Consider the following 15,919-nt stretch of genomic DNA (forward strand, 5'->3'; position numbering starts at 1 on the left):
GTCGGCCGCGGTGCGGGCGACCGACGAGCGGGGCCCGGAGGGTCCCCGAGGAGGGCAGCGGCCGCAGCGGCTCAGCGCGGGCCGGGGACGGCAGTCGGCCGCGGTGCGGTCCGGAGGACCGCCGTGTCAGAGCACGTCGACGTCGGCGATGACCCGGTCGATGACGCCGTAGAGCTCGGCGTGGGTGTTGGGGATCGAGAGGTAGAGCAGCGCGGGGTCGGGACGGCCGACGTCGATGACGAGCAGGGCGGCGCGCTCACCGGTGGAGTCGTAGCCCTCGACGTCCCAGGTCAGCTGGAACTCGATCAGGTGGGCGTTCGCGCCGTCGACGGTGAGCGCCTCGTCGCGCAGCACCTCCCGCTCGTTGGGCCCCGGGTAGTAGGCCGCGCGCACGCTGTCGGCCAGCGTGGTGACCGTCGCCTGCTCGCTGCCCGGGCCGGTCCAGCCGAAGCCGTCGGCCACCGGCCCGGAGGTGCACTGCGCGATGAAGTTGCCGCCGTCGGGCGTCAGCTCCTGGGTGATGAAGTACTGCCCGGCGGTGGTGCGGGTCTCGATCATCGGCCTGAGGGCGTACTCGTACCAGCCGTTCCCGAGGAACGGGTAGGAGATGCCCGCCTCCTCGTCGACGATCCGCACGGTGCCCGGGGGGAACGTCGGCCCGGCCGGCGGGGTGGTCGCCACGGGCGTGTCGGCCGGCGTCGTGCCGCCGCGGCCGGACAGGCCCACGACCAGGGCGACGACGACCACGACCACCACCGCCAGGACCGAGCCGGCGACCCACCAGGCGGTGCGGGACGGCCGCCTCGGCGGCGGGGTCTGCCACGGGACGGAGCCGGTCGGCTCCACCGGCGGGCGCGGCGGGGCGGCCACCGGGAGGGCCTGCACGGCGACGCCGGGACCGGCCGGCGTCGTGACGTCCGACCAGGTCGCCCCGTTCCACCAGCGCACGACGCCGGAGGCGCCGTCGGGGTCGGGGTACCAGCCCGCCGGCGCGCTCGACAGTCCAGGTCCGGTCACGCGGTCAGGGTAGGTCGCGACCGAACCGTTCCAGGACCTCCACGTCGTCGAACACGCGGTCGATCGTCCGGTGGAGCTCGGCGTCGGTGTCGGGGATGGAGACGACCAGCAGGGCCGGGCCGGGCGTCCGGTGTCGACCAGGAGCACGGCGGTGCGCTCGCCGCTGGCGTCCCAGCCCTCGAGGTCCCAGGACAGGTCGACCTCGAGCAGGTGGGCGGGGTGGTCGTCGACGTCGCGGGCCTCGTCGCGGCGGACCGCCTGCTGGTTCGGCGGGCGCCGCGAGGGGCGCGGCCGGGGACGGCGGTCCGGCGTCGGTGGCCGCGGACCAGGACCGGCCGGTCCACCAGCGCAGCCGTCCCGGGACCCGCCCGGGGTCGGGATACCACCCGGGCGGCGGCAGGGACGGGGGCCGCCGGCAGTGCCAGCGGATGAGCGCGCCGAGCACCCGGTGGGGCCGGGGCGCCCGCCGTCCCCGGCCCCGGTCAGCGGGCGGCCAGCTCCCGCCACAGGTGGGCCACGGCCTCCGCGCCGCGGTGCAGCATGGGCAGCAGCACCCGCTCGTTGGGCGAGTGGATGCGGTCGGTGGGCAGGCCGGCGCCGAGGAACACCAGCGGTGCGCCGAGCACCTCGACCAGGTCCGCCTCGGGGCCGCTGCCGCCCTCGCGGGTGAGGAGCACGTCGGCGGGGTCGGAGTCGAAGGCCAGGCCGATCGCGCGCAGCAGGGCGTCCACGTGCGGCGAGTCGAGGTCGCTGGCGCACGGGGCGACGCCGCCGGGCGGGGTGTGCACCTCGGCCTCGATGCCCTCGGGCAGGTGCTGCTGCACCCACTCGCGCAGCGCCGGGCCGACGTCCGCGGGCCTCTGGTCGGCGACCAGCCGGAAGGTCAGCTTGGCGTGCGCCTCGGCCGGGACGATCGTCTTGTGGCCCGGGCCGGTGTAGCCGCCCCACATGCCGTTGACCTCGGCGGTCGGCCGGGCGCCGATCCGCTCCAGCGTGCTGAAGCCCGCCTCGCCCGCGGTCGCGCGCGAGGCGGCGGGGCCGGCCAGCCAGGCGGCCTCGTCGAAGGGCACCCGGGCCATGAGCTCGCGCTCGCGGTCGGTCAGCGGCCGCACCCTGTCGTAGAAGCCGGGCAGCGTGACGCGGCCCTGCTCGTCGTGCAGCGCGGCGAGCAGCTGCGCCAGGGCGTGCAGCGGGTTGGGCACGCCGCCGCCGAAGGAGCCCGAGTGCAGGTCGACGGCGGGACCGCGCAGGGTGATCTCGGCGTCGGCCAGCCCGCGCATGGCCACGACGGCGCTGGGCACGTCGGGCGCGGCCATGCCGGTGTCGCTGACGACGACGACGTCGCAGGCCAGCCGGTCGGCGCGCTCGCGCAGCAGGTCGGCGAAGTGCGGCGAGCCGGACTCCTCCTCGCCCTCGACCAGCAGCTTGACCGTGACGGCGGGGGTGTCGCGGCCGGTGGCGGCGAGGTGGGCGCGGATGCCGAGCAGGTGCATCGCCACGTTGCCCTTGTCGTCGATGGCCCCGCGGGCGTGCAGCTCGGGACCGTCGGGGCCCTCGACGCGGGTCGGCTCGAAGGGCGGGTGGTCCCACAGCTCGGGCGGGTCCACCGGCTGGACGTCGTGGTGGCCGTAGACCAGCGCGACGGGGGCGCCGTCGTCCGCCGACGGCCACTCGGCGTAGACGGCGGGGGCGCCGAGGGTCTCCCACACCTCGACGATGGGGAAGCCGACGCGGCGCAGCGCCGCGGCCAGCCACTCTGCGCTCGCCGCGACGTCAGGGGCGTGCGCGGGGTCGGCGGAGATCGACGGGATGCGCAGCCAGGCGTCGAGGTCGGCGTGCAGGTCGTCGAGGTGGTCCTGCACGAAGGCGCGTTCCGGGCTCGTCACGAGCGCCGACGGTAGCGGCGGCCGGGCACGGGCCACGTCGCGCCCCGGCCGTTAGGTTCGGCGACATGGCGGGAGAACTGTTGCGGGTGGACGTCGGCGACCTCACCTTCGACGTGCGGGCCGACGGCCCCGAGGACGGACGGCCGGTGGTGCTGCTGCACGGCTTCCCCGAGACGTCGGCGTCCTGGGCGGCGGTGACGCCGCGGCTGACCGAGGCGGGGCTGCGCACCTACGCCGTCGACCAGCTCGGCTACTCCCCCGGCGCCCGCCCGCTGGACGTCGACTCCTATGCGCTGACCAACCTCGCGCAGGTCACCGCCGACCTCATGACCGCGATGGACGTGCCGGTGTCCGACGTCGTCGGGCACGACTGGGGCGCCAACGTCGCCTGGGCGCTGGCCGCCTGGCACGAGGACCGGGTGCGCTCGCTGACCGCGGTCTCGGTGCCGCACCCCGGCGCGTTCACCGCCGCCTTCCGCAGCGACCCGGAGCAGAAGGAGCGCTCGGCCTACATCCGGCTGTTCTGGCAGGAGGGCAAGGCCGAGGAGGTGCTGCTGGCCGACGGCGCCCGCCGGCTGCGGCGGATGTACGGGGACGCCGTCGACCCCGAGGCCGTGGAGGAGTACGTGGCCGTGCTGTCGGCGCCGGGCGCGCTGACCGCGGCCCTGAACTGGTACCGGGCCATGAGCTCGGCGACGCCGGTCGACGACGTCACGGTGCCGACCACCTACGTGTGGAGCGACGGCGACGTGGCGATCGGCCGCATCGCCGCCGAGGGGTGCGCCGAGCACGTGGCCGGCGACTACCGGTTCGTCGAGCTGACCGGCGTGAGCCACTGGATCCCCGAACAGGCCCCCGACCAGCTCGCCACCGCGATCCTGGACCGGATCGCGTCGACGTGACCGTGCGGCTCCGCGTCCCCACCGCGGAGGACGCCGACGCCTGGGCCCGGCTCTTTGACGACGCGGAGGTCATGCGGTACATCGGCACGGGCGAGGTGCGCGACCGGGCCTGGTACGCGGCGTTCGTGCAGCGACAGCAGGAGCTGGCCGAGAGCACGGGCCTGTGCCTGTTCGCGGTGCTCGTCGGCGAGGAGGTCGCCGGCTTCACCGGGGTCCAACCGTGGACGCAGCCGTGGGGACCCAGCGACGTGCCGGAGGTCGGCTGGCGGCTGGGACGCCGGTTCTGGGGCCGTGGTGTCGCGACCGAGGCCGGGCGCACCGTGCTGGACCGTGCCCGCGCCCTGGAGGTGCCGCGGGTGGTCGCGATGGTGCACGCGGACAACGCGGCGTCGCTGGCGGTCGCGCGCAAGCTCGGCCTGACCGAGGAGGCGGCCCTCCGCGCGCCGTGGGGCACCCCCGTGCTCCAGTACGGCGTGCAGCTGTCCGCAGCGCCCTGACACAGCCGGCTCCTCGGCCGGCCGGGTCAGGCGGCGGGTTGCCGCAGTGGTGGTGCGGTGCGGATCTCGGTGCCGTCCGGGCGCCAGGTGCGCCACCGACCATCCGGTTGGCGTTCGACCCGGAACCCGTGGTGCACCTGGGTGTGGTGGCGCTCGCACAGCAGGGCTGAGTTGGCCAGGGTGGTCTCGCCGCCGTCGAGCCAGTGCACCAGGTGGTGCACCTCCGCCCACCAGGTGGGCGCCCCGCAGCCGGTGAACACGCACCCGCCGTCGCGCAGCTCCACGGCGCGGCGCAGGTGCCGGTCGGCCAGCCGGTGTTCCCGGCCGAGGTCCAGCGGGGCGCCGTCGGGACCGAAGACGACGCGGGAGACGGTGCTGTCGCAGGCCAGCCAGCGAGCCCTCGCGGCGGAGATGGTCGCGCCGAAGCCCATCCGCCCGGCGTCGGGGCCGGTGGCCGGGTCGGCCAGGTCGGCGAGGTCGATGACGACGGCGACGTGGGGCTTCACCGTCCGCAGGGTGGGCAGCGAGCCGGCGGCGAGGGCGGTGTCGCACAGCTGCACCAGCGCGTCGCCGAGGCGCTGGGCGCGGCTGCGCCCGTCGCCGGCCGGGCGGTCGGCCTGCACGAAGGACTCCAGCGCCGCCTGCAGCTTCTCCCCACCCACCGCGTCGAGCTCCCCGCGCACCGACAACGACCCGTCGGCGTGCTTCGCCAGCGTCAACCGCCGACCCTCGGTGGGATCGGGCTCCGGCCCGTCGGGATCGAGCCGGGTGAGGTAGTGGCGCACGACGGTGACGAAGTCGGCGTACCGCTGCTCGATCGCCGCACCGGTGAGCACCGCATCGATCTCCGCCAGCTCCACCCCGCGCTCGGCCGCCGCGGCCAGCCGCTCCGGCGTCAGCGCGGTCGCGGCGACGGCCACGTGCTCGGCGCCGACCAGGCCGGCGTCGTGCGCCTCGGCCAGCGCCGGCAGGTGGTCGAGCACCCGGCCGTTGCTCACCACCCGGGCGGCGGCGGTGGCCGGGAGCCGGCAGTGCCCGGGCAGCCAGGAGCGCATGCTCTTCAGCCCGTCGTGCTCGGCGGCCTGCCGGTGCTCCGCGGCCCGCACCAGGCGGGCCAGCCGGGCGTCCTCGCGGTTGCGGGCGGCGACGGCCGCGGCGATGGCGTCGAGCAACTCGCCGTCGGACAACCCGTCCGCCTCGACAGTGACACTACTCGAACACATGTACGGATGTTACCGCCACCGGGACGCCGTCGCGACCTGTATCCGCAGGTCAGAGCCGGTATCCACAGTCTTGACGGACACCTAGACGGCCACCCTGCCTGAGCCCTGCGTGGCGGGGCGAGGCCGGGAGGTGGACTCACCAGCCGGCCGCCACAGGCAGCGACGGCACAGCGGGCTCCGCCGCTCAAGGGCGTCGGTGGCCGGTGTGTGCCCACAGACCTGGAGGCGGGCCTCGGCCTGCGACCCCGACCGGTCCGCGCTGGTCGACAGCGGGCGCCTGCGACCGGCCATCGCCCGCGCCGTCCCGCTCGACCGGGTGCCGGACGCCTACCGCCACGCGACCGGCCCGGCCACCGGCAAGGTCGTCCTCACGACGTCCGCCGCCCGCTGACCGGCCCCGCCGCGGTCAGAGCAGCCGGTGGTAGCGGACCAGCGGGAGCGCGGTGAAGCCGGCCGCCTCGTACGTGCGGCGGGCCGGCGCGTGCCCCGGGTCGCCGCCGGTGCCGATGGCGACGATCCGCACGCCCGCCGCCCGCAGCTGCGCCACCCCGTCGTCGAGCAGTGCCCGCCCGATCCCGCGCCGCTGGGCCGCGGGGTCGACGGCGAGCACCTCCACCTCGCCGCTGCCCGGCTCGTCGTGCGTCTCGTCGTGGACGACGACGGCCACGAACCCGACCGGCCGGCCGTCCTCGACCGCGACCCGCACCCGCGTCCCCGGGTCCCGGCAGACGCGCTCGACGGCCCCGGCCTGCGACCGCGACCAGTCGGGGTACAGGTGCCGGTACACCGCCGGGCCGAGGACCGCCTCGAAGGAGGCGAACACCGGCGCCCAGGCCCGCAGCGACAGCGCGACCACCTCGCCGAGGTCGGCGTCGTGCAGGTCGCGGATCGCCGCGATCGCCCCGTCAGGCTGACCGGCGCGTCAACCGGGTTCGTCGTCCTCGGGTGGCGGGGGCAGGTCGTCGTCCGGGGGCTCCTCGGGCAGGTCCTCGCCGGTGACCAGCGCCAGCAGGCCGGCCTCGTCGAGCAGGTCGACCGGCCGCACCGTGACCCCGGCGGCGACGTGGTGGAAGCCGGCGCTCACCCGCTCGACCGGGACGCCGGCCAGGCGTGACCAGCCCAGCCGGTAGGCGGCCAGCTGCACCGCGGCGGCGGCCAGCTCGGCTCCCGACGGCGGCGGGCCGGTCTTCCAGTCGACCACCTCGAAGCCGCCCGCGCCGTCGCCGAAGACGGCGTCGATGCGGCCGCGCAGCGTCAGCGGGCCGAGCGGCGTCTCGAAGGGCACCTCGACCTCGACCGGCTGCCGGTCGGCCCAGCCGCTGGCCAGGAACGCCTCCTGCAGGGCCGCCAGCGCGCCGTCGGGCGCGGCGCGCTCGTCGCCGGAGCCGGGCAGCTCGTCGAGGTCGAGCAGCCGGGCGGCGCCGAAGCGCTCCTCGAGCCAGGCGTGGAAGGCGGTGCCGCGGCGGGCCAGCGGCGCGGGTGCCGACGGCATGGGCCGGCGCAGCCGGCGGGCCAGCCCGGCCGGGTCGCGGCGCAGCGCCACCAGCTCCGAGACCGACAGGTGGCTGGGCAGCGGCACCTCCACGGACGGCCGGGCGGACCGCCGCCGCTCGCGCAGCAGCAGGTCGGCGTCGCGGACCCACTGGTGCACCACCGGGTCGGCGGTGCCGAGGGCGGCGTCGGGGTCGAGCGGGTGCGGCGCGGACCCGGCCACCAGCTCGGCGGCGGCGGTCAGCGCGCGGCGGCGCGGCGCGGACAGCGGGTCGGCCGGCCACACGCCCACCGGCCACTCCTCCAGCGCCGGGTTGGTCGCGCCGTCCTCCGGCCGCTCGGCCCAGGCGACGACGACACCGGCACCGGCACCGCACGCCCGGCGGACCGTGTCGAGCAGCACCGACGGCCCGTTGGGCTTCACGCCCTCCCGCCACCAGCTGCCCGAGCAGACCAGCAGGTGCTTGGCGCGGGTGACCGCGACGTAGCCGAGCCGGATCTCCTCGCCCTCGCCGAAGCCCTTCCACTCCTCGACGTAGTCCTCCAGCGCCGCCCGCACCGCCGCCTGGTCACCGGAGCCGGACACCGGCAGGCGCAGTTGCGGCAGCTCGTCGCGGTCGGTGGTGCGCAGGTCGACCGGCACCGCGCCCGGGTCCCTGACCCACGAGTCGGCGGTGTCGGTGCGGGCCGGGAACTGGTCGGCGGTCATGCCGGGCACGGCGACGACGTCCCACTCCAGGCCCTTGGCCGAGTGGCCGGTGAGCAGCTGGATCGACTCGGGGTCGACCGCGACCTCCCCGGGCTCCAGACCGCGCTCGCGCTCCTCGGCGTCGCGCAGGTAGCCGAGGAACGCCGGCAGCGAGGGCAGCTCGGCCAGCTCGGTGAACTCCGCGGCGACGGAGTGCAGCGCGTCGAGGTGTGCCCGCGCCGCGCCCGGGCTGACCCCCGGCGCGCTGGCCAGCTCGGTCTCCAGGCCCAGGGTGCGGGCCACCTCGTCGACCAGGTCGGGCAGCGCGTCGCCCAGCCGGCCGCGCAGCTGCGCCAGCTCCGCGGCCAGCCGCCGCAGCCGGCGGTACGCGACGGCGGAGTAGGCCGAGGGGTCGCCGAGGTCGTCGAGCGCCTCGACGATGCTGCCGCGCTCGGACGGGCGGGCCGCCGGGTCGTCGTCGTCCTCGCGGGCGGGCCGGCGCGAGTGCACCAGCGTGCGGGCGCGGGACTCCAGCGCGGCGAGGTCGCGGGGGCCGATCCGCCACCGGGCGCCGGTGAGCAGCCGGCCCATCGCGTCGCCGGCCGAGGGGTCGACCAGGACGGTGAGCGTGGCGACGACGTCGGAGACCTCGGGCACCTCCAGCAGCCCGCCCAGCCCGACGACGGTCACCGGGAGCCCGCGGGCGCGCAGGGCCGCGGCGATGCCGGGCAACTGGCGGCGGGTGCGCACCAGCACCGCGGTCGTGGGCGGGCGCCCGTCGGGCCGCGGCGGCAGCAGGGGGTCCTCGCCGCGCCAGCAGGCGGCCAGCCGGTCGGCCAGCGCCTCGGTCTCCTCGGCCACCGTCGCGTAGAGGCCGGCGGTGACCACCCCGCGCCCGGCCGTGGGCGCGGGCGTCAGGTCGGGCAGCGGCACGTCGGGCGCCGGCAGCAGCCCGGCGACGGCGTTGGCCACCTGCAGCACCGCGGCGTCGTTGCGCCAGCTCGTGGCGAGGGTCAGCCGCCGGGCCTCGCGGCCGCGGACGCCGGGGAAGGTGCGGGCGAAGCGCTCGATGGTGCCCGCCGACGCGCCGCGCCAGCCGTAGATCGACTGCCGCGGGTCGCCGACGGCCAGCACCGCGTGCCCGCTGGCGCGGCCGAACAGCGCCTCGAGCATGCGCAGCTGCCCGACGCTGGTGTCCTGGTACTCGTCGAGCAGCACGACCTGCCAGCGGGCCCGCTCCCGGCGGCCGACCTCGGGCGCGGTGACGGCGACCCGCGCGGCCAGCGCCACCTGGTCGGAGTGGTCGATGGCCCCGGCGGCCCGCTTGCGCGCCTCGAACGCCGCCACCAGCGGCAGCAGCGCCACACGGGCTCGCTGGCGGGCCAGCATCTCCAGCACCGGCGCGTACGGGCCGCGCTTGCGCGGGGCGTCGGGGTAGCCGGCGATCCGCGCCTGCAGCTGCGCGGTCCACTCGCGCAGCCGCTCCGCGCTGATGTCGTGCTCGCCGAGCTCGCCGGCCAGCGCGAGGACGTCCTCGACCGTGGTCAGCGGGGTGAGCGGGACGTCGTCCATGTCGCCGGTCCAGCCCGACACGACGGCGGCCGCCTGCCCCCAGCACATCGCCGGGCCGAGCACCCCGGCGCCGGGCTCGACGCCGATGCGCAGGCCGTGCTCGCTGACCAGCGACGCGGCGTACCCGTGGTAGGTCGACACCGTCGGCACGGCCACCGCCAGCTGCTCGCGCAGCCGCGCGTCGGTCTCCGGGTGGCGGGCCAGCGCGGCGAGCCGGATCCGGATGCGCTCGTTGAGCTCGCTGGCGGCCTTGCGGGTGAAGGTCAGCCCGAGGACGGCGTCGGGGGCCACCAGCTCGTTGGCCACCAGCCAGCACACGCGGGCGGCCATCGTCTCGGTCTTGCCCGACCCGGCCCCGGCGACGACGACCAGCGGCCGGTCGGCGGGCGCGGACACCACCCCGGCCTGCTCGTCGGAGGGCGCGTAGGCCAGGCCGCACCGCTCGGCGACCTCGGCCGGGGTGAGCAGCCGCCGCGGCCGCTCCGGCTCGGGCGCCGCCCCGAAGAGAGCGTCGTCGAAGGAGAGCTGCTCCTCCGGCGGCGCCGGCGTCCGTCGACTCACGCGGTGACCTGCCTGCCGCGCTCGCTGAGCGGGCAGCTGCGCCGGGCCGGGCAGCGCTGGCAGTGGCTGCCGCTGCGCACCTCGAAGGTGGCCGCGCCCATGCCCTCGCCCACTTCGGCGATCAGCTCGCCGGCCCAGGTCTCCCCCGCCGGCACCCCGTCGGGCAGCGGTTGCTGCGCCTGCTCCTTGGCCTTCGACCCGGTGCCCACCTGCAGCAGCGCCGCGCCGCCGGGCTCGCTGCCGTGCGCGCCGAACGCGCCGGCGGCGACGGCCACCTGGTAGGCGGCCAGCTGCCCGTGGGTGTCGACGTCCTTGGCGTGCGTGCGGCCGGTCTTGAGGTCGACGACGACCAGCCGGCCCTGCCCGTCGCGCTCGAGCCGGTCGACCTGGCCGCGGATGCGGGCGCGCCCCACGGTGACGTCGAAGTCGGCCTCGGCGGCCAGCAGCTCGCGGCGGTTGGCGGCGTGCCAGCGCAGGAACCGGTCGAGCATGTCGCGGGCGGCGACCCGCTGCCGCTGGTCGGCCCAGCCCGGCCCGAGGGCGAGGGCGTCGAGCTCGGCGGCGAGCGCGGCGGGGGCCTGCGCCGGCGGCAGCCCCTCGGCCACCTGCTGGGCGACGGCGTGCACCGCGGTGCCGACCGTGCGGGTGGCGTCGGGGGCGGCCTCCGCGCCGACCGCGCCGAGCACCCAGCGCAGCGGGCAGCGCTGGAAGGTCTCGATCGCCGAGGGCCGCACCCGCACCGGGTCGTCCTCGGGCACGAGCGGGGCGTCGTCGGACAGCGGGGCCAGCCCCCACCAGTCGGGAGGCGCGGCACCGGGGACGCCCTCGTCGGCCAGCCGGCGCAGCACGGCGGCGGCCGCGGACCGGCGGGCCGGCTCGGTCTGCGGGTCGCTGACCGCCCGGCGCAGGTCGGCGACGAGTGCGGGCAGCCGCAGCGAGCGCGGCAGCGGGGTCAGCGGCCGGCCCTCGTCGGGCGGGGGGACGACGAGGTCGAGGAAGCGGGAGGCGGTGGCCCCGGCGTCGGGACCGTCGAGCGCGCCCTCGACAGCGGTGACCACCAGCCGGCGGCGGGCGCGGGTGCAGGCGACGTAGAACAGCCGCCGCTCCTCGGCCAGCAGCTGGGTGCGCCGGTCGACCACGGTGCCGTCGATGCCGGCGACCCGCTCGACCAGCAGCTCGGTGCCCAGCAGCGTGCCGCGGTCGCGCAGGTCGGGCCAGACGCCCTCCTGCACGCCGGCCACGCACACCAGGTCCCACTCCAGGCCCTTGGACGCGTGCGCGGTGAGCAGCCGCACCGCCTCCGGGGCGCCGTCGCGGACCGCGCCGGACAGACCGGGCAGCTCCTGTGCCGACAGGTGCTCGACGAACGCGCCGACGGTGGCCGACGGCAGCCGGTCGACGAAGCCGGCGGCGGCGTCGAACAGCGCGACGACGGCGTCGAGGTCGCGGTCGGCCACGGCTCCCGCGGCCCCGCCGACGGCGCTGGCGCGGGCCCACCGGGCGGCCAGGCCGCTGCGCTGCCACATCGCCCACAGCACGTCCTCGGCCGACCCGTCGCGCGCGAGCGCGACCCGCCCGGCGGCGAGCACGGCGGCCACCCGCCGGGCCGGCCGGCCCACCGGCTCGGGCAGCGCCTCGAGCAGCGGCTCGTCGGCCAGTGCCGTGGCCAGGGGCGCGCCGCGCTCGTCGGCGTCGACGCCACGCTCGGCCTGCGCGATGCGCACCGCCCGGCGCAGCCGGCGCAGGTCGAGCACGGTGGCCCCGCCCAGCGGCGAGGCGAGCAGTGCCTCCGCGCCGGGCTCGTCGAGGGTCAGCGCCCCGGGCTCGGTGCCGGGGTGTGGCAGCAGCGCGGTGAGCGCGGCGAGGAACGGCGCGACCGCCGGCTGGGCGGCCAGCGGGACGTCGTCGGCGGACACCTCGACGGGGACTCCGGCAGAGGTCAGCGCGCGGCGGATCGGGCCGATGGCCTGCGCGGCGCGCACCACCACGGCCATCCCCGACCACGGGACGCCGTCGACCAGGTGGGCGCGGCGCAGCACGTCGGCGACGTAGGCGGCCTCGACGCTGGCCGAGCCGAAGACGTGCACCTCCGCGCCGCCCTCCTCCGCACCGGCCGGGGCCTGCAGCCGGCGGTGCTCCCAGGGCCCGGGCAGCGCCTCGGCCACCCGGCGGCTGACCGCGAGCAGCCCGGGCCCCGACCGGCGGGACACCCCGAGCGACAGCCGCCGCGCGGGCCGGCCGTCGACGGTGCGGAACCGGTCGGGGAACTCGACGATCCCGCGCGGCTCGGCGCCGCGGAAGGCGTAGACCGCCTGGTCGGGGTCGCCGACCACGACCAGGTCCCCGCCGCCGCCGGCGAGCAGCTCGAGCAGCTCCACCTGCGCGGGGTCGGTGTCCTGGTACTCGTCGACGAACAGCCAGCGGGCCCGCTCCCGCTCGTGGCGCAGCAGCTCCGGGTCGTCCTCCAGCTCGGCGATGGCGGCGCGGACGAGCTCGGCGGGGTCGTAGCCCGAGGCGTCGCCGCCGCCGGCCGTGGAGAAGGCGGTGACCGCCTCGTACTGCTCGAGGAACGCCGCCACGTGCGGCCAGGCCTCGGTGCCGGTCTCCCGGCCCCACGCGGCCAGCAGCTCGGGGTCGACGCCGCGCTCGGTGGCGCGCAGCAGCAGGTCGCGCAGCTCGCCGCGGAACCCCGCGGTGCCCAGCGCGGGCAGCAGCGACGCCGGCCAGCGCACCGCACCCTCACCGGCGAGGTCACCGCGCAGCAGCTCGGCCACGAGGGCGTCCTGTTCGGCGGCGGTGAGCAGCCGGGGCGGGGCCTCGCCGCGCAGCAGCGCCGCCCGCCGCAGCACGCCGTAGGCGTAGGAGTGGAAGGTGCGCGCCAGGGGCTCGCGGATGGTGCGGGCCACCCGGGCGGTGATCCGGGTGCGCAGCTCCGCGGCCGCCCGGCGGCTGAAGGTCAGGACGAGCAGCTGCTCGGGGTCGGCACCGCGGTCGATGCGGGCGGCGACGGCCTCGACGATCGTCGTCGTCTTGCCGGTGCCGGGGCCGGCCAGCACCAGCAGCGGGCCGCCGGGGTGGTCGACGACGGCCTGCTGCGTGGGGTCGAGCCGGGGTGGCCGCACCGGCGCCGGTGCCGGCTGCACGAGCCGGTAGACCGGCGCCGCCTCGTCCCCCCGCAGTGCCACCCCTCGATGACACCACGACGGACCGACAGCGCGGCGCAGCGCCGTCGGCCCGGCTCAGTACCGCACGCGGTACCAGTGCTCGGTCTCACCGGGGAGCCGGTCGAGCAGCACCTGCGTGCCCCCGGGGACGTCGAGCACCCGGACGCCGTCGCCGAGCAGGACCGGCGCGAAGAACAGCAGCACCTCGTCGAGCAGCCGGGCCTCGACGAGCTGCCGGGCGACGTCGGCGCCCAGCACGTTCACCACGCCGTCCCCGGCGGCCTCCCGCGCCAGGTCCACCGCCCGGTGCAGGTCGCCGGCGAAGGTCACGCCCTCCGGGGCCTCGACCGGTGCCCGGTGGGTGAGGACGACGACCGGTCCCGACCACTGCCCGCCGAAGGCGCCCTCGCGCTCGGTGCCCCGGTGGGGGTCGTCGCCGCCGAAGGTCCGTGCGCCGGCCAGCACCGCGGTCACCCGGGTGACCAGCCGGTCGGCCGTGGGGTTCGGTGCCTCCAGGTGCGGGGTGAGCCAGGACATGTCGCCACCGGGGCCGGCGATGAAGCCGTCCAGTGACGCGGTCGCGGAGTACAGCAGGGTGGCCACGGTTCCTCCGGTCGGGTCGTCGGTGGGGCAGACCGCCGGGGACCACGGAACTCATCGGCTCACGGCCAGCCGACGGCGGCGAGGTCGACCCGGCCGTCGCGCGCCGGCACGCCCTCGGCGGCCAGCAGCGCCAGCTGCCGCACGCGCACCGGCTCGGCGCAGGTGCCGTCGGCGCGCAGCACCCGGTGCCAGGGCACCGCTCCCCCGCCGGACGACAGCGCCCGGGCCACCCGCCGCGGGCCGACGCCGACCAGCCGGCCGACCGCGCCGTAGGTGCTCACCCGCCCCGGCGGGATCGACTCGACGACGTCGAACACCGCTTCGTCGACGTCGGCCGGGTCGGCGGGCGCCCGGTCGACCGGTTCACGCACGGCGGCCGAAGCGGGCGAGCAGGCGGTCCTGCGGGGACGCGCCCTCGGCCACCTCGAGCGGCGGGTCGAACAGGCCGGGGACGCCGTCGCCGGGCAGCCGGTCGGCGAGCGCCCCGGCGGCCCGGACCAGCGCCGGGTCGAGCTGCTCGTCGCCGCCGGTGGCGCGGGCGAGGTCCCAGGAGTGCACGGTCAGGTCGGCGGTGAGCTCCTCGACGTACTCGCGCGCCGGCGTCGGGCCGCGGGTCAGGTGCACCGTGCCGCCGTCGAGGTCGGCGCCGGCGACGGCGGCCAGCGCCTCGTCGGCCACGGCCTCCCACGCGGTCAGCGGGTCCGGGGCCAGCAGCGCGTCGTTGCCGGCGGGTACCTGCGCGGCGACGTCGTCGACCGGGTCGCCCGCGAGCAGGCCGGGCACCCAGTGCGCCTCGCCGACGAGGTGGGCGACCAGGTCGGCGACGGTCCAGCCGGGCAGCGCCTCGAGGTCCCACTGGCCGGGCTCGACGGCGTCGACGCGGTCGGTGAAGGCGGCCTGGGCGCGCTGGTAGAGCTCGAGCAGCTCGGTGGCGGAGGTCGGCACGTGTCCAGTCAACACAGCCGCCGACGGCCCGGCACCCGCAGTCGGGTACCGGGCCCTCGGAACGTGCTGGAACGGCCCCCTCGCAGGTCCCCGGCCCGAGCGGAGCGAGGGTCGGGGAGCGAGGGGGTCCTTCTAGTAGGTCGGGAGCGTCTTGTCGATGCGGGTCGCCCACGCCGTCACGCCGCCCTGGACGTGTACGGCGTCCCGGAAGCCGGCGTTCTTGACCGCGGCCAGCGCCTCGGCCGAGCGGACGCCGGTCTTGCAGTGCAGGACGATCGGCTTGTCCTGCGGCAGCGAGGCCAGCGCCCGGCCGGAGAGGATCTCGTCCTTGGGGACCAGCCTCGCGCCGGGGATGGACACGATCTCGTACTCGTTGGGCTCGCGGACGTCGATGAGCTCGAAGTCCTTGCCGGCGTCCATCATGTCCTTGAGCTCGTCGACGGTGATCGTCGAGCCCGCGGCCGCCTCCTGGGCCTCGGCCGACACGACGCCGCAGAAGGCCTCGTAGTCGATGAGCCCGGTGATCGGCTCGCCCTCGGGGTCCTTGCGCACCTTGATCGTGCGGAAGGTCATCTCCAGGGCGTCGTAGACCATCAGCCGGCCGAGCAGCGTCTCGCCGATGCCGGTGATCAGCTTGACCGCCTCGGTGGCCTGGATGGCGCCGATGGTGGCGCACAGCACGCCGAGCACGCCGCCCTCGGCGCAGCTGGGCACCATGCCGGGCGGCGGGGGCACCGGGTAGAGGTCGCGGTAGTTGGGCCCGTGCTCGTTCCAGAAGACCGACACCTGGCCGTCGAAGCGGTAGATCGAGCCCCACACGTAGGGCTTGCCGAGCAGCACGCAGGCGTCGTTGACCAGGTAGCGCGTGGCGAAGTTGTCGGTGCCGTCGACGATCAGGTCGTACTGCCCGAAGATCTCGAGGACGTTGTCGCTGTCCAGCCGCGTCTCGTGCAGCCGGACGTCGATGAGCGGGTTGATCTCCTTGATGGAGTCGCGCGCGCTCTCGGCCTTCGACCGGCCGACGTCGGACTGCCCGTGGATGATCTGCCGCTGCAGGTTCGACTCGTCGACGACGTCGAACTCGACGATGCCCAGCGTGCCGACGCCCGCGGCGGCCAGGTACATCAGCACCGGCGAGCCGAGGCCACCGGCCCCGACCGCGAGCACCTTGGCGTTCTTCAGCCGCTTCTGCCCGTCCATCCCGACGTCCGGGATGATCAGGTGGCGGCTGTAGCGGCGGACCTCGTCGATGGACAGGTCGGCGGCGGGCTCCACCAGGGGTGGCAGGGACACGCTTGACTCCTCGGTTCGCGACCAGCGGCCCGCTCGGGGGCCGGCGTTCGTGCGGGTAACAGCGTCCCAGGCCGCGG

General features: G+C 77.0%; 14 protein-coding genes. 3 read left to right on the forward strand and 11 right to left on the reverse strand.

All coding sequences use genetic code 11. The annotated features are described in order from the left end of the window. Positions 1–126 precede the first annotated feature (126 nt). From LY71_RS00830 to LY71_RS00840, 3 genes are read right to left on the reverse strand one after another with little or no spacing between them, the layout of a single operon-like run. Positions 127–1,017, reverse strand: a complete 891-nt coding sequence (locus LY71_RS00830) for a DUF2510 domain-containing protein (RefSeq protein ID WP_106275096.1) — start codon at positions 1,015–1,017, stop codon at positions 127–129. A 4-nt stretch (positions 1,018–1,021) separates the two neighbouring features. Further along, complete coding sequence (locus LY71_RS24635) at positions 1,022–1,462, reverse strand: DUF2510 domain-containing protein (RefSeq protein ID WP_106275097.1); 441 nt, start codon at positions 1,460–1,462, stop codon at positions 1,022–1,024. A gap of 37 nt (positions 1,463–1,499) precedes the next feature. Further along, positions 1,500–2,903, reverse strand: coding sequence for a M20/M25/M40 family metallo-hydrolase (locus LY71_RS00840; RefSeq protein WP_106275098.1), 1,404 nt, complete (start codon positions 2,901–2,903; stop codon positions 1,500–1,502). A 65-nt stretch (positions 2,904–2,968) separates the two neighbouring features. Here LY71_RS00840 and LY71_RS00845 point away from each other — a divergent pair, with 65 nt between their 5' ends. Then, complete coding sequence (locus tag LY71_RS00845; RefSeq protein WP_106275099.1) at positions 2,969–3,805, forward strand: alpha/beta fold hydrolase; 837 nt, start codon at positions 2,969–2,971, stop codon at positions 3,803–3,805. Beyond that, complete coding sequence (locus LY71_RS00850; protein WP_170121168.1) at positions 3,802–4,302, forward strand: GNAT family N-acetyltransferase; 501 nt, start codon at positions 3,802–3,804, stop codon at positions 4,300–4,302. The genes LY71_RS00845 and LY71_RS00850 overlap by 4 nt, the downstream gene beginning before the upstream one ends. A 26-nt stretch (positions 4,303–4,328) precedes the next feature. Here LY71_RS00850 and LY71_RS00855 read toward each other — a convergent pair whose 3' ends face one another. After that, positions 4,329–5,525, reverse strand: coding sequence for an HNH endonuclease signature motif containing protein (locus tag LY71_RS00855; protein WP_106275101.1), 1,197 nt, complete (start codon positions 5,523–5,525; stop codon positions 4,329–4,331). Positions 5,526–5,730: 205 nt separating this feature from the next. On the opposite strand from LY71_RS00855, the gene LY71_RS23275 reads away from it, so the two are divergent. Next, positions 5,731–5,916, forward strand: coding sequence for a zinc-binding dehydrogenase (locus tag LY71_RS23275; RefSeq protein WP_106275102.1), 186 nt, complete (start codon positions 5,731–5,733; stop codon positions 5,914–5,916). Between the two features lie 15 nt (positions 5,917–5,931). On the opposite strand, the gene LY71_RS00865 is transcribed toward LY71_RS23275, so the two are convergent. From LY71_RS00865 to moeZ, 7 genes are all read right to left on the reverse strand, one after another. Further along, positions 5,932–6,381, reverse strand: coding sequence for a GNAT family N-acetyltransferase (locus LY71_RS00865; RefSeq protein WP_211297077.1), 450 nt, complete (start codon positions 6,379–6,381; stop codon positions 5,932–5,934). Between the two features lie 66 nt (positions 6,382–6,447). Beyond that, a complete protein-coding gene (locus LY71_RS00870; RefSeq protein WP_106275104.1) occupies positions 6,448–9,837 on the reverse strand; it encodes an ATP-dependent helicase in 3,390 nt (1,129 codons plus the stop codon). Next, on the reverse strand, positions 9,834–13,022 hold the full coding sequence (locus LY71_RS00875) for an ATP-dependent helicase (RefSeq protein ID WP_106275105.1): 3,189 nt from the start codon (positions 13,020–13,022) through the stop codon (positions 9,834–9,836). The genes LY71_RS00870 and LY71_RS00875 overlap by 4 nt, the downstream gene beginning before the upstream one ends. A gap of 54 nt (positions 13,023–13,076) precedes the next feature. Continuing rightward, positions 13,077–13,604, reverse strand: a complete 528-nt coding sequence (locus tag LY71_RS00880) for a dihydrofolate reductase family protein (protein ID WP_106275106.1) — start codon at positions 13,602–13,604, stop codon at positions 13,077–13,079. A 59-nt stretch (positions 13,605–13,663) separates the two neighbouring features. Further along, complete coding sequence (locus LY71_RS00885; RefSeq protein WP_106275107.1) at positions 13,664–13,975, reverse strand: MGMT family protein; 312 nt, start codon at positions 13,973–13,975, stop codon at positions 13,664–13,666. Then, positions 13,968–14,549 carry a TIGR03086 family metal-binding protein gene (locus LY71_RS00890; protein ID WP_106275108.1) on the reverse strand — a complete coding sequence of 194 codons (582 nt, stop codon included), beginning with the start codon at positions 14,547–14,549 and terminating at the stop codon, positions 13,968–13,970. Before LY71_RS00890 ends, LY71_RS00885 begins: the two co-directional genes overlap by 8 nt. A gap of 132 nt (positions 14,550–14,681) precedes the next feature. Next, a complete protein-coding gene (gene moeZ, locus LY71_RS00895) occupies positions 14,682–15,842 on the reverse strand; it encodes an adenylyltransferase/sulfurtransferase MoeZ (RefSeq protein WP_106275109.1) in 1,161 nt (386 codons plus the stop codon). Between the last annotated feature and the right edge of the window lie 77 nt (positions 15,843–15,919).

Source organism: Geodermatophilus tzadiensis, from assembly GCF_003002915.1.
In the GTDB taxonomy this organism is placed as follows: Bacteria; Actinomycetota; Actinomycetes; order Mycobacteriales; family Geodermatophilaceae; genus Geodermatophilus; species Geodermatophilus tzadiensis.

Bases quoted from the DNA above. Each gene is read 5' to 3' on its own strand.
- LY71_RS00845 (WP_106275099.1), top strand. From the start codon at position 2,969: ATGGCGGGAGAACTGTTGCGGGTGGACGTCGGCGACCTCACCTTCGAC.
- LY71_RS00855 (WP_106275101.1), bottom strand. From the start codon at position 5,525: ATGTGTTCGAGTAGTGTCACTGTCGAGGCGGACGGGTTGTCCGACGGC.